At 55.3% G+C, this 13,413-nt stretch carries 10 protein-coding genes and 2 pseudogenes; 5 read left to right on the forward strand and 7 right to left on the reverse strand.

The window, feature by feature from the left end:
* Nucleotides 1-146: 146 nt before the first annotated feature.
* Nucleotides 147-395, reverse strand: coding sequence for a hypothetical protein (locus tag G7A66_RS00005; protein WP_174293661.1), 249 nt, complete (start codon nucleotides 393-395; stop codon nucleotides 147-149).
* Between the two features lie 601 nt (nucleotides 396-996).
* On the opposite strand from G7A66_RS00005, the gene G7A66_RS00010 reads away from it, so the two are divergent.
* The 3 genes from G7A66_RS00010 to G7A66_RS00020 all read left to right on the forward strand — a co-directional run bounded on the left by G7A66_RS00010 (nucleotide 997) and on the right by G7A66_RS00020 (nucleotide 4,170).
* Nucleotides 997-1,884, forward strand: a complete 888-nt coding sequence (locus tag G7A66_RS00010; RefSeq protein WP_174293662.1) for a DMT family transporter — start codon at nucleotides 997-999, stop codon at nucleotides 1,882-1,884.
* A gap of 426 nt (nucleotides 1,885-2,310) precedes the next feature.
* Complete coding sequence (locus tag G7A66_RS00015; protein ID WP_232366541.1) at nucleotides 2,311-2,988, forward strand: M23 family metallopeptidase; 678 nt, start codon at nucleotides 2,311-2,313, stop codon at nucleotides 2,986-2,988.
* A 426-nt stretch (nucleotides 2,989-3,414) separates the two neighbouring features.
* Nucleotides 3,415-4,170, forward strand: coding sequence for a hypothetical protein (locus tag G7A66_RS00020; RefSeq protein WP_174293663.1), 756 nt, complete (start codon nucleotides 3,415-3,417; stop codon nucleotides 4,168-4,170).
* Nucleotides 4,171-4,340: 170 nt separating this feature from the next.
* Here G7A66_RS00020 and G7A66_RS00025 read toward each other — a convergent pair.
* Nucleotides 4,341-4,542, reverse strand: a pseudogene (locus tag G7A66_RS00025) (transposase); the annotation flags it as partial.
* Between G7A66_RS00025 and G7A66_RS14040 the strand changes: the two are divergent.
* A pseudogene (locus G7A66_RS14040) lies at nucleotides 4,526-4,729 on the forward strand (IS630 family transposase); the annotation flags it as partial. The pseudogenes G7A66_RS00025 and G7A66_RS14040 sit on opposite strands and share 17 nt — an antisense overlap.
* A gap of 17 nt (nucleotides 4,730-4,746) precedes the next feature.
* Here the strand turns inward: G7A66_RS14040 and G7A66_RS14550 are convergent.
* The 4 genes from G7A66_RS14550 to G7A66_RS00045 all read right to left on the reverse strand — a co-directional run bounded on the left by G7A66_RS14550 (nucleotide 4,747) and on the right by G7A66_RS00045 (nucleotide 9,560).
* On the reverse strand, nucleotides 4,747-5,259 hold the full coding sequence (locus tag G7A66_RS14550) for a PilZ domain-containing protein (RefSeq protein ID WP_174293664.1): 513 nt from the start codon (nucleotides 5,257-5,259) through the stop codon (nucleotides 4,747-4,749).
* Nucleotides 5,260-5,651: 392 nt separating this feature from the next.
* Nucleotides 5,652-6,101: a CAP domain-containing protein gene (locus G7A66_RS14555; protein WP_174293665.1), complete on the reverse strand. Its 450-nt coding sequence runs from the start codon at nucleotides 6,099-6,101 to the stop codon at nucleotides 5,652-5,654.
* A gap of 206 nt (nucleotides 6,102-6,307) precedes the next feature.
* Nucleotides 6,308-7,642 carry an HlyD family type I secretion periplasmic adaptor subunit gene (locus G7A66_RS00040; RefSeq protein WP_174293666.1) on the reverse strand — a complete coding sequence of 445 codons (1,335 nt, stop codon included), beginning with the start codon at nucleotides 7,640-7,642 and terminating at the stop codon, nucleotides 6,308-6,310.
* Nucleotides 7,635-9,560, reverse strand: coding sequence for a type I secretion system permease/ATPase (locus G7A66_RS00045; RefSeq protein ID WP_332310450.1), 1,926 nt, complete (start codon nucleotides 9,558-9,560; stop codon nucleotides 7,635-7,637). Before G7A66_RS00045 ends, G7A66_RS00040 begins: the two co-directional genes overlap by 8 nt.
* A 346-nt stretch (nucleotides 9,561-9,906) precedes the next feature.
* On the opposite strand from G7A66_RS00045, the gene G7A66_RS00050 reads away from it, so the two are divergent.
* Entirely contained in the window at nucleotides 9,907-12,546 is a 2,640-nt protein-coding gene (locus tag G7A66_RS00050; protein WP_174293668.1) for a calcium-binding protein, read from the forward strand.
* Between the two features lie 764 nt (nucleotides 12,547-13,310).
* Here the strand turns inward: G7A66_RS00050 and G7A66_RS14460 are convergent.
* The coding region (locus G7A66_RS14460; protein WP_332310451.1) for an IS3 family transposase at nucleotides 13,311-13,413 on the reverse strand (103 nt) is incomplete at its 5' end.

The raw sequence follows: 13,413 nt of genomic DNA on the forward strand, positions 1-13,413 counted from the left end.
GAGGTTTGGCGACCCGCTACGACAAACGAGCCGACAACTTTCTGGCCGCCATCAAGCTCTTCTCAGCACGTCTCTGGATCAACGCTTACGAGTCTACTGCCTAGAGCGGCAGAAAAAGCAACCGTGTGTAAGCGCTAACGGTAAGCTCAGGCCGCTTGAGACTGATTAAACCGCTTTCGAGCCCAGCGCGTACCATAGACCGGCACAGCCACTGAAAGAACAATCCCGCCCAGTGAGCAGAAGGCGATCCACCACGCCATCAGCGTGCCGCCCGACTGCCACAAAGCATAGATGACGGGAACGGCAAGGACCAAGCCGCGGATCTCGTTAAGCACGAGAAGAACGACTCCACCCTTGAGGAGAAAATCGAGCCAGGATGAGATTCTTGCGTTCATGGCAACGGTTCTGCGGCACCAAGATTAAAAATTACCTTACGCGCCGCAAAGATTGAGGTTTGTGAGGGGACGTCGATGGTTCGCACCGGATATTGCCGAACATTTAGCATACATGATTTCAACCGACCGGCACCTTGCAGGTTCCGAGAACTTGGCAAATTCTAGCGATCTCCTTCCGCGGGTTTGATAGCGGAAAGGGCCGCTTCTCCTCTCAGAACATCGAATTAGAGCTAATACTAATTGCCTTCTTCTGCTTGGCTGATGGGACCATCCCACGCAAAGCGAGAATTCAGCTAAAGTAGCTTTGAACATTAAGGCAAATGATTGCCATGCCTGCTCTGTACCGTTTTATTTTGAGATACTTCGCTGCCAGAGAAGCCAAGCTGCCGTTTCAGTGATTCTCACGATCAGGAGATATGCTGATAGTGAGCAATGATGCAGGAGTCCTTCTTCTACAGCTTCCGCATAAACTATTATGTGCAGGATGGCTTCTTGCTGCGCTTGAGTGAACGTGCTTTCTAACCCGCACCAACCGACATCTTCTGCTGATCGCTTCAGCATTTGACCTGACCCGCCATGTTCGCGGTGCTAATCTCGGGGAATGCCGGTTCGCGACGTTCTCCTCCTGGTAGTCCTATGCCTGATCTGGGCGGCCAACGTTATCGTCAGCCGTATCGTCGTGACTGACATGGCTATTCCGCCGCTTTTTTATGCCGCAATGCGTTCGCTGGTCGTGGTCGTAGCTTTGTTTCCATGGCTTAGATGGCCAGGAAAGGATTGGTGGCGCGTTGCGTTGGTGACCACCTCGGTGAGCGGAGGCGGTTTCGCCCTTCTGTTTGTAGGCTTGCAGGATGCGACACCCTCGTCCTCCGCCATCGTACAGCTCTCAGGCGCGCCGATGACAGTATTGCTGGCCATCGTGATACTCAAGGAACGTGTCCGCTGGCGGCGCGGCATAGGCATCGGCATGGCCTTGTGCGGCGTCTTGATCGCGATCGCATCGCCCACCGGCTGGGAGAACAGCGGCGGGCTGCTCTATGTGTTTGCCGGCGCTTTCGTTGGTGCGCTGGGATCAGTATACCTCAAGACGATCGATCTTTCGGCACTACGGCTGATGGCTTGGGCGGGCTTCTTCTCTACCATGCTGCTGCTCCCTCTCAGCATCTTGCTTGAGAGTGCACAGATTACGAGTTCGTTCGCCGTATCATGGCAGCTGGGAGGCGCACTGCTGTTTTCAGGGATAGTCGTCTCTGTCTTCGCACATACCTTGTACTTCCACATTTTGCAGCGGAACGAAGCGGGCATAGTAGCGCCGATTACCCTGCTCACGCCGATCTTCACCATTATGATGGGCGCAGGCGTAACAGGTGATGAAGTGGGATGGGTTATGGTCGCTGGAGCTACTCTTGCAGCAAGCGGCGTATTGGTGATTGCAGTGCGGCCGAGTTCGACCTTCTTCAAAGGACTGCTGATTAGAACGCGGATCTGATGATTTGTATGCTATGGGATCAGCGCATACCCGCGTTTGTGTAAGCGTGCGAATGGAGCACTGCTTCTCATCCTCAACGAGATTCGGGATATTTTACCCGGCGACTCCGTAATTTACGGAGTACACCAGGCTGGCTATACGCTTGCCGTCGCATGGCTGGGAAACTGCTCACTCGGGTGCGTCGCGCTGTTGGTAACGGTACCTACGCTGGCATTGAAAAAATTACGAAGAACACATCCTCAGCCTAGCTAAAGCACCCCATGAAACTGCTTGCGGTCTTACCGCATCCTCGCCCTCGACGAAGGTTCGGAATCTTTTGTTTGGCTGGCTATTTATACTGGGTACAAAGCAGACTGGTAGAGGAGAGGTCTCGTGGGAAGATTCCGATATTTTGCGGCAACTTTGCCTTGCCTTACAGCGGCCGGCATGACGATGTCTCCCTCTGCCGCGATGGCGAGACCGAAGGAGGTGAGCTTCACTGCCATCACGCAAGAAGATCCAATGCCTTCCAGCGCACAACTATCTCCCCTCACTCCGACTTCCGAGGGGCTTCCGGCGCCGAACGCCTCTGGCGCGGTCATCACGATCGGCCCGGAAGGGGTTCAATCAGAGGCGCCGATTTACGCGATCCGCTCCACAGTCGCAGGCAGTGGGCTGCTTGTTGATTTTACGTCGTCGCCGCCGTCTGCGCAGAACCGGCAAGGTTTAATCACGCAAGAACAAATTTATCCTCAAGGTTCGCCAATCGCGGGTGTTGTTACCAGCAGATTCGGTGTTCGGATGCACCCTCTCACCGGCGGGCGCAGAGCGCACCAGGGCATTGATATCGCAGCAAGCGCTGGAACGCCGATCAGAGCGACAGCAAACGGCTTTGTGTCTGTGGCTGGCTGGGGAGGCGGTTACGGTCTGCTGGTTACAATCGACCATCCTGCCGGTCTGCAGACGCGCTACGCCCACCTGTCGCGGCTCAATGTCCGGCCCGGGCAAGATGTGGCGCAAGGCGACATTATTGGTTTCGTCGGATCGACTGGCAACTCTACTGGACCGCATTTGCATTACGAAGTTCGCCGAGACGGATTGGCTGTAGATCCCGCTGTAGATTAAGGTCGCTCGCGCCGCCATGTTTCGTCGTCTTACTGGCTTTCACGAACGATTTGATGCCCCGCCTTTGCAACCGCCAGAGGAGCTTGCGATCGGGCGTTCTAGGTCACTTTCTGTTTCGTAATGATTGGCGCCATATTCACGCTAAAACGACGAACTACCTCATCTAGCTGGGCCTGGTCGCCCGAACGGCGCGTGGAAGACGCCTGAACGACTCGGCCTGGGCGCATCTCGTAGTTGGCGCCGCCGCAAAATGGGGCGAATGGCAATCAGGACGGCCTGTTGATGACATCGTAGCTAGTCGGCCGCTGTTAACCTTGCTCGCCTAATTCAGGCGCATCAATTCGCTTGTTGAGCGCATCGAAAACTCGACGCTAGAAAGTTTCTTAAAAGAAAGCATATTAGCAGAAACAATGATGGAGCGCGCCAGTGGGCCAACCGATACGATATGTAATTCCGATCGATGCTGAGGACACCGATGCCTGGTCGCTGGCGCTTGTTGAAGCTGAAAACAAGGGCGAGGAGGCTTCGCCCCCCGCCGAAGATTACATTCTGCTCACGCACGCTAAAGCGGACCTAAATGTCGCTTCACTGGCTCGCCAGATGCACGAAGCCGCGGCCAAGGAGCTATTCGCTGGCCGCACACTCGAGCTATCGCAGGGTGCACGGCTTCGACATGCTACAGCGCGCACGCTCGAATACGATGTGGAGAACGCAGCAATTATCGCTTGGGATGCGGACGACAAAATACTGGATAAACTCGAAGAACTTAGGAATCTGACGGCAATCATCGCCGTTCCAAGGAACGTTGATAACATCGAGAAGTGGGTGGAACAATGGAGCCCGGACGTTCACGGACAACAGCCGAGCAAACCCCTCCCTTTTATAGATGATCCCGTTGTTGAAAAAGCGCTTACATGGCTAACGAACGGGGTCACTCTCTCCAAAAGGCATTTAACTGCGGCTGACCAGAGGCAGGTCGATGCGACGCTGCGTATTTTGCGCGCGAAAGATCACAAGTTTCAGCCTGACAAGATCAAATATTGGGCCATGAGCCAAGGCTGGAAAAAGCCTGCCGCTGAGAAGCTGGCGAAGCTGGCTGAGCAGATCGGCGCGATAAAGTCTAAGCCCTTCCTCAGTAAAAACTGGAATTGGCAAGAGCGGTATAATTCCTGGTCACGGTAGCACACACCTTCGGCGATGGAATCTACGCTAGCGAGCACCGTCGACGCGCCTTGCGCAAGAAGCTGCCGGCACCTGACCGTTCGCGAGAATTTCTGTTCGCATGCGCTGGGCAGAACATCTCAGGCGATTTAATTTTTACCATTTTCTGCGACCCGCGAGAAAAGCAACTTTTGCCCGATCTTTGCGTGAAGCTTCTCATCCTCGGCGTCGCTGGCAACCTTTGCTGCGTCACCCCCGCCCGGGAAGGTGTCCGCCATGCCCGCGACCGGCCTGCCGCTTCCAAAAAGCAATCATCATGTGGTGAATGCCGTGCTTGGCCGCGAGCTCCGCCAGCGTCCGGTCACCCCGGATCGCCTCGTGCTCATGGTTCATTGCTGTCGAGGGCTTCTTCGCGCAACTAACCCGGCGGCCGCTCAAGAGCGGCGTCTTTCATTCGCTCATCAATCTCCAGGCCGCGATCAATCGCCTCATCCACGTGTACAACGCGAAAGACCTCAAACCCTTCGCCTATAAGGCTGATCCTGATGCAACCATCGTAGCTCGAAACCGCAGGTTCTAAACGTTGGGATCAATCCGCTAATTCGTATACGAATAGGTCAACGATCCAATCATTATCCAAAGCAAAATCGTAAGGGAAAGAGCCGCGGACAAGTTTAACTGAGGCGTAAGTCGTGACCTTATCTCCTCCCGTTGCTGAAGGGCACCATCTGAAGAACTCCGCCCTGATGAAATGGGCTCGGCCTTCAATAGTGCGGCGCTGATGGCCGATTCGGTGATTACGTTATTAAACTTGCAGCCGAATAAGCAGCCGCTCGTCCAAATAACACGCGCAGCAACAAGACCAAGTTCAGGTAGCTCGACCTCTAGCCCATCCTCGAGAGCCAAGCCCGGCTGCACGACTTCCAGCAAAAAACCCTCAGGCGAGATGTCGCGTACTACAACTCGAAGATCTTCAGCAGACGAGGCGCTTGCAACAGCAGAAAGGGTAAGAAGACGTCGCTCTGAAGACCGGCGTTCCGAAACTACGCCAAGGTCGGAAAAGGTGTGATCGCTGTCAGGCGATGGGCCAAGAACGGCAGTTATTCGCATACGTCGATTATCTCCTCCTGTGAGAGGAATAAAGAAAACTCATTAAGTAAAGATTGCCAAAGCTCCAAACCGCACGATCCGCAACCTGCCAACTTCGCTGTGATAGATGGAGCGCATCTATGCCTAGGGCCTGCTGCGCTTCGCTGCGCAGCCAGCTCTTGAGCCCTGCTCACGCGAAAAGCCGCACGACTTCGATATCACCTGGAGAGAGATCGCAGTGAAAGCAACATTCACGAATGGATCTAGAGTGCGGTAAATCCCGCAAAGGTGCCTTGACGTGCCTCACGAATGCACTTACGCGAAACAATCTGCGGTTCCGGCGAACCAGAATACATTTCGTAGTCGCCAAATCATCGCAGCGGGCCCTTGGCTCGGCGAACAGCAATTCATCCTTAGATGGGTCTTTTCCCAACCACGTTTCCAGGTGAGTTATAGCGGCATACTAAGATCTGCTCACTCTTGCCCGTTCTGGTTGAACAACCGACTTCGCGGGTGTCTCGCCAGATGATCTGCGTATAATGGCTTACATCTTGAACCTTCAATGTTGTGCTGTTTGCGGGGAACACGCCGGGCTTGAAGTAGCGCTTTTCTGCAATCCACGCGCCGACTATTCTCTCCGCTCCGAACTTCCCAGGTGTACTCATATTTGAGAGTTTCGCCTCGTGAGGATGGCATAGATCCTGCCGACTTCGACTATAGAAGCTATCAAATCTCTCCACCTCCATAAGTAAGTCTTTCGCTGCCAGGCCGCTATCGACTTGAAAACGTCGCTTTCGGACAACCTTAGCGTGTTGCTCGATCCACTGTGCCGCCGTGCATCCGATATTTGCACCGCATCCCAATTGGAGTGTAAGATCGATCGCGTGGGCGACTTGACGGCCTCTCGTTGATGCAGATTGCAGCGTGGCGATGGTGCTGCGGAGCGCCGCAAAAGTTCGGGCTCTGCTCTGTCAGGAACGTACGACCTTCCGGATGATCACGTCGGATCCATGAGCACGAGCACGATGGGATTCTGGCACTCCTTCTACAAAGAACCCGGCATGTTGGCTTAATCTCGGAACGCGCGGGTAAGTTGCTCTCTTATAGGCCGCGTCAAGTAGGAGATAATCGATCGCTCGCCCGTACCCACAAAAGCTTCCGCAGGCATTCCGGGAATAAGCTGCAACTTACTTCCATTGTCCCTCGCGAACTGGACACGTACGCGGTAGAACTCCATTCCAGTCGACTGATCACGCTGAGATTCTGCAGAAACAAACGTTATGGTGCCGGGGAGCTCCGGCGTAGTATTTGCATTTAGAGCCGACAGTCGTATGCGCGCATCCTGGCCCACTCGCAGTTCATCAATCTCGTCTGATCTTACGACGCCTTCGAAGATGAGCTGATCTTCTTGCGGAACAATGCGCAAGATGGCTTCGCCAGGGGCCACAACGTCGCCGATCGCGTTATAAGCCATCTGGTCTACGACACCCGGAAACGGAGCGCGGATCACGCTCCGGTCGAACCTATCTGAGGCGCTTGCACTCTGAATCTGTTGTTCATTGAGCAGAGCATCCACTCTGTTCAGTTCTTCTCCCGCGCGGGCTCGTGCTGCTTGCTCGACCTGCACCTGCTGTTCGCGTGCTTCCGCGATACGGGCCTCTGTCCCTGCAATGTCTGCTTGAATAGCTCCGATCGAACCGTCCAATCCAATCGCAGTTCGCTCCATCTCGTTAAGTTTTGCTATTGTCACATAGCCCTTCTCCCGCAGCCTGCGTAATCCTTCTAGTTCCGGCTGTATGAGCTCGCGCTGCAGTTCCAGAGCATTTATTTGTGCGCCGTAGCTTTCGATCTGCCGGTTGAGCTGCGAGATACGCTCCGCAAGCTGCCGTCGCACGCTAACTCTTTCGCTGCGATCTAATTCGAATTGGCGTAGTTCAGCTTCAACCGCCTGCTGAGCGGAAATGTCGGATCTGTTTAGCAGCGCCTTCGGTAAAGCAATCGCGCCGGCCCCAGCAATCTGTGCTTGCAGGCGCGCCCGCTGCGCAAGAAGACGATCTACTGAGCGCTCCGAAAGCTCTGCGCTGACTGATGAAACGCTCGTGTCGAGCCTGAGGAGAACAGAACCTTCTTCAACTTTTTCGCCGTTTTCAACAGCGATCGCCTCGATGACGCCTCCGGTAGGGTGAGCAATCCTTTTGACCTCGGATGCTGGCACCAGCTCCCCGCCAATGATAACGGCCCCGTTAATCTGGGTCATCGTTGCAGCGACGAGAACAATCAAAAGAAGCGCCGAAACCGCAGCCCAGACGGGCCACAACTGCATACTCTTTCCAGCCGGCGACGCTACATCTTCACCAATTGAGAGAGCCCCTGAAGTTGATCGCGGACCATCGACTTCAACCACTCTGCGCCGCCCTTACAGTCACAGCATTTCGCGGATCAACTTCAGGCTTATCTCTGCCCACGAGGCCCATTTTCGATAGAACGGCCTGCCGATCTCCGAAGTCGAGGATCGCTCCTCCCTTCAATACAGCAATCTTGTTCATGAAACTTAGGATAGATGGCCTATGCGCCACGAGCACCGTAATTGCTCCTCGTTTACGCAGCCCCACTATGGCCCTTCCAAGTGCATGCTCCCCTTCGAGGTCAAGATTGGAATTTGGCTCATCCAGAACCACTAAGAACGGCTTGCCAAACAATGCCCGCGCAAGGCCAATCCGTTGCCTCTGCCCAGCCGACAAGTTCAAGCCTTCCGGACCAACTGAGGTATCATACCCGGCGGGCAGCGCAAGGACCATCTCATGCACAGCAGCTGCTTGAGCCGCATCGATGATGTCATGAGACGAGGCGGTCGGGTCGAAGCGCGCGATGTTCTCGGCTACCGTTCCTTCAAACAAATCGGCTTGTTGTGGTAAATACCCAAGGTGAGCTCCGAGGCGATGAGACTCCCATTGATCAAGTGCGGCGCCATCCAATCGGATCTCCCCGGAGAGCGGAGTCCATATGCCGGTCAACGCCTTAACAAGACTTGTCTTTCCCGCGGCACTTGGGCCCACAACTCCCAGCGCCTCTCCAGCCTCAAGCTTAAAGGTGGCGTTTCGTAGTATAACGTGGCTTCCTGCCGGCGCCTTGATGGCGAGCGACTCGACCGAGAGAGAGCGCCGTGGGGGCGGAAGCTCCAGCCTCGAAAATTCATCAACGTTGCTGTGACGCAGGTGAGTTTCTAAGCGCTCCCAGCCTTGCCTTGCCGCTGTCAATCCACGCCAGTTTGCTATGGCTTGGTCTATCGGAGCAAGCGCGCGAGCAGCCAAGATGGAAGCAGCAAAGACAATGCCGCCGCTAGCTTCGCCGCGCAGATAAAGCAGCGCTCCGACCGTCAACACTAAGGATTGCAAGAAGAGGCGGAACACCTTGCTAAACCCTCCTAGCTGACCACTGACTCGTGCTAGAGCGTCCTGATCTGCTAAATAGGTAGAATTAACGTGCTGCCAGCGTTGCTTCATTCGCCCACGCATCCCGAGCGCATGTACAACCTCCATCTGCCGCTGAGTGTCCAGCGCGAGTCGTGTTCGCTGCGAGAGTGTCTGCGCAACCTTCTGCATCGGTTCGCGGCTCAGTCGGTCATTGAGAAGCGTAATAGCGATCAGGACTAATGCTCCCGCGAGTGCTGTAAGACCGAGCCAGGCATGCAGCAAAGTTAAAAGGCCCAAGAACAGCAGCACCCAAGGCAGATCGAGAATGGCGCCAGGACCTGAGCCAGCCAAAAAGTTGCGAATAGCGTCCAGGTCACGTTGGGGGGTCATTCCATCACCGCCGTCCCGCTCTCCTCTAAGCTGAGCATCAGCTATCAAGTCTTGAACGTGCCCGGTGAGCTGCCGATCAAACTGAGCAGCCACATCTGACAAGATTCGTGCGCGCAGCACCTCGAATATGCCTAAAAAGAAATAAATCACGGTCACGATTGTGAGCAAGCCTACAAGGGTGGGCACACTGCCGCTCGGCATGACCGAGTCATATATGAGAAGCATGTATAAAGGGCCCGCCAAAAACAATATGTTGAGCAGAGCGCTCAAAATTGCGACAGCAGCGATAGCTTTCCTTGTGCCAAGCGCCGACCGTAATTTGGGTCCTCCGGTCAAGCGAGCCTCCGGCGCGGTTCCTCTGCTTAGCATGGGCAGTTTCGTTCCTCGGAGTCGATTAGGAAAGCTCGCCACGAGCATTTTTGGTCGCCAGCAGGCGATAGCGTGGCTGGTCCAAATAGCAGGATTTTGGTCCTCGTCCACGGCCAAGTCACTCGAAAGCTTAACCGGATTTATCATCATGAGAGACTTCGGAAGTGTTTCGATGCCGCTGTTAAACAGCCCGAGGCTTGCGGGCCGGAAATTCACAGGCAGGTCGGAGACAGACTGCCTGCCAAACTCTTCTCAGGCAAGGCGCCTATTCAGATGCACCTGCACCTCGTCCGTTGCAAATACCGTGGCGGCGTGCATCTGCCATGAGCGCTTCACCAAAACGCGCCATCCGGAATAGCTAAGCTATTCAGTTGGCGTCTGATTTAGGGACAAAGCTGCAGATTGCCGTAGCGATGACTGAGCAATTGTGCCAGTTAGGCAGGAATGGAGGGTCGCTCTTCCCCAAAATTGTTAGTTGCAACGAGGTAAAGGTTACATGACCACTATAAATGGTACTGAGGGAGGTGAAACCCTCATCGGCACGGCAGGCGCTGACACTATCGACGGCCTTGGAGGCAACGACAACATCTACGGAGAGGCGGGAGATGATATTCTTCGAGGCGGATCCGGAAACGATTATATTGAAGGAGGGTCAGGTTCGGACCTCCTAGACGGTGGTGAAGGCGATGACCGGCTAGAAGACGGCGAAGGTGGGTCCGACACTTTTCTTGGTGGCGGCGGCAACGATACGATCTTCATCGCGCGGGGCGATTCAGGTGCCTACGAGCAGGTGCGTATCGAAGGCGGTGACGGCGCCGATAGGCTGACCTACCAAAATCAGAGCAGAGGTTCTGTCTCGATCGACATGGGTGCAGGGGAGGACTACGTTTCCCTCTTCACCGTTCAAGACGAGGCAACGCTTACCCTCGGTACAGGCCGCGATGTTCTCGAACTTCCGGGCTTCCTCAGCAGCAATTTGAATGGTCCGATCATTGTTACGGACTTTGCAGCTGGTGCAATCGGCGACCGTCTGGAATGGTCATCATTCCTCAGCAATTATCTGACCGGTTGGGACCAGAGCACTAACCCGTTCGCCACTGGCCACCTGCGTCTTGTGCAAAGCGGTGCGGACACGCTTCTCCAGATCGACAGAGATGGCGGTGGGGACGGCTTCACAACGGTTATTACACTCCAGAATACTACTGCTGATGCTTTAACGACTGAAAACCTTGGTGGCTTTCCACCTGATGGCAGCGCCGTCTTGGGACAGGTAATCACTGGTACTGAGGAGCGCGATATTCTCAACGGCACAGTAGGTGCTGACACTATTGACGGACTTGGGGGTAATGACGACATAAACGGTGGCGTTGGTAACGACATTCTCCGAGGAGGTGCAGGAAATGATTACCTCAATGGAGGGGCAGGTTCAGACCTGGTCGAAGGCGGTGCAGGAGATGACTTTTTCGAAGATAGCGACGGCGGCTCTGATACGCTTTCTGGGGGAGACGGCAACGACAATTTCTTCATCTCGCGGAGCGATCGAGGCGCATTCGAGGAGGTCCGCATCGAAGGCGGTGATGGCGCCGATAGGGTAAGCTACTATAATCTCAACGCCGGTCTTGTTTCGATCAACGTGGGCGCAGGTGACGATCTTGTGTCCATCCTCACAGTACAGGATGGGGCAAGTATAACTTTGGGAGCGGGCCGCGACGTACTCGAACTGCACGGTTCCCTTCGAAACCACCTGACTGGTCCGCTTATCATTTCTGACTTTGAGGCTGGTGCGAGTGGAGACCGGTTGGAATGGTCAGCATTCCTCGATGGCTATCTTACCAACTGGGACCAGAGCACTAACCCGTTCGCCACTGGCCACCTGCGTCTTGTGCAAAGCGGTGCGGACACGCTTCTCCAGATCGACAGAGACGGCGGCGCTAATAGCTATTCGACGGTGGTCACGTTGCAGAGCACCACCGCATTTAACCTAACTGCCGAAAACCTGGACGGCTGGTTTCATGGCGGCGAACGCTTCTACGGTTCCGCGGGTGATGACTACATAGACGGCGCGTTTGGTGACGACCAGATCTTCGGCTACGATGGCGCAGACACGCTCCGCGGCGGCACGGGCTTTGATTACCTGAACGGCGGTTTGGGTGACGACAAGCTTTACGGCGGAGAGGATGCGGATCACCTGCGCGATCCTGGTGGTAACAACTCCTTCTTTGGTGAGGGAGGCGATGACCGGATCTATTCGGGTACTGGTGCGGACTACGTTGATGGCGGCAGCGGCAATGACAGCGTGTTCTCAGGCGGCGGCGACGACCATGTGCGAGCGGGTGCTGGCGATGACTACGTCTTTGCCAGCTTTGGCAACGACCGCGTCTATGGCGGTGAAGGCATTGACAATGTGCGCGGTTACAATGGTGATGACCAGCTGTTCGGCGAGGCAGGTAATGACCGGCTTTACGGCGGCAACAACAATGACATCATTGTAGGTGGGATCGGGAGTGATTCCCTCTTTGGCGAGGCGGACAACGACATCCTCTACGGCGGGGATGATAATGATTACCTCGACGGCAACTCGGGCGATGACCGGCTCTATGGAGAGGCAGGTGCCGATCAGCTGCGAGGCGGTGCAGGTTTCGACACGCTGGATGGCGGGATTGGGGATGACCGTCTGTTCGGCGGAGATGCCAATGACACCATCTTCGGCGGTGATGGTGCGGACTTCCTTTATGGAGAGATTGGCCTTGATACGCTCGATGGCGGAGCGGGCAATGACATCCTTACAGGCGGCCTCGGAAGCGACACCCTGACCGGAGGCTCGGGAAGTGATGTGTTCCGCTTTGACGGCCCGATCTCTGGCGTGGACCAGATCCTCGACTTCTCGAGCGCTGACGACATGATCAGCCTCAACCGGGCGTTCTTTGACGGCATTGCGGGCTCCGGCACACTTACAGAAGCGGCATTCCACCTCGGCAGCTCAGCCGCAGATGCGGATGACCGTATCATCTACGATCAGGCAAACGGACGCATCTTCTACGATCCCGATGGATCGGGAGCTGCATCGCAAACACTGTTCGCCGCCGTCACACCTGGCACAGAGCTCACCAACTACGACTTCGTCGCCTACGGGTGAGGGACAAAGGCCTGAATAGGCCATCGAAAATTGCTGGAGGAAGCGCATTTCCTCACAAGTTGCGTTTCCTCCAGCACGTCGCCGCTGACACCGATCTGATATCGAACTTCATCGCTTATGCTAAACGGTGTCTTGAGACCTTTGGATAAGATTTGCCACAGGCTCTAATTGGCCCGATAATCTCATCACGCTTCTGCGTGCGGCTGCGCAAGCACTCAGATATGATCCTTCTTAACAAGCTTCGCTATGCCACGCAGCCTAGCGGCTGGCGCCCTCACCCCGACCGGCCGACCACCATGCTTCCATGCGTTGCGTTTGCTTTTTCGCGCGCCGGAGTTGGCTCCGGGAAGAGAATGGTCAGAACTTGTTAGCATCTATGGGTAGGACGGCTCGACTTGACCAATTTTGCGATGGTTAAGTTGGCCACCCCTCCTGTTTGAGAAAGCCCGGCGGGGGTGGCCTTACCTCTCCCCTAACCGGCCGGGGGGGGCTCAGGTCACAATGAACCACGCCGGCCGGGAGCGCGAGCGATGGAGAAAGCCCGGCTCGGCAGCGACTTAGCGTACTGGTGGTGTGCAGGCATCAGATTAATCTTCGCGGTCCACCTGCCAAGTTACACAGAGAGAGAACGAGGAGATTGGCTTGAGAGGCGAACTGTCAAACTAGCAGGAAGCGATTGACGGGATTGTAAGGCGCCAAAAATCGTCTCGAGGAAGCTTTCAAGGTTTTGGATTGTAACGGTTTTGTGCCGGTCACCTATCTTATTATGCCACCTTGGCTTCGAACGCGAGTGGGCTGATGCCGCCCAGATATGAATGTCGGCGACGGGTGTTGTAGAAGCCATTTATGTACTGGAAGATTGCAGTT

This window comes from Alteripontixanthobacter muriae, assembly GCF_013336795.1.
GTDB lineage: Bacteria > Pseudomonadota > Alphaproteobacteria > Sphingomonadales > Sphingomonadaceae > Pseudopontixanthobacter > Pseudopontixanthobacter muriae.

What these genes read in the sequence shown, in the direction of transcription:
- G7A66_RS00005 (WP_174293661.1), bottom strand. Translation starts at nt 395, where the DNA reads ATGAACGCAAGAATCTCATCCTGGCTCGATTTTCTCCTCAAGGGTGGA.
- G7A66_RS00010 (WP_174293662.1), top strand. Translation starts at nt 997, where the DNA reads ATGCCGGTTCGCGACGTTCTCCTCCTGGTAGTCCTATGCCTGATCTGG.
- G7A66_RS00015 (WP_232366541.1), top strand. Translation starts at nt 2,311, where the DNA reads ATGACGATGTCTCCCTCTGCCGCGATGGCGAGACCGAAGGAGGTGAGC.
- G7A66_RS14550 (WP_174293664.1), bottom strand. Translation starts at nt 5,259, where the DNA reads ATGCGAATAACTGCCGTTCTTGGCCCATCGCCTGACAGCGATCACACC.
- G7A66_RS00045 (WP_332310450.1), bottom strand. Translation starts at nt 9,560, where the DNA reads ATGATGATAAATCCGGTTAAGCTTTCGAGTGACTTGGCCGTGGACGAG.
- G7A66_RS00050 (WP_174293668.1), top strand. Translation starts at nt 9,907, where the DNA reads ATGACCACTATAAATGGTACTGAGGGAGGTGAAACCCTCATCGGCACG.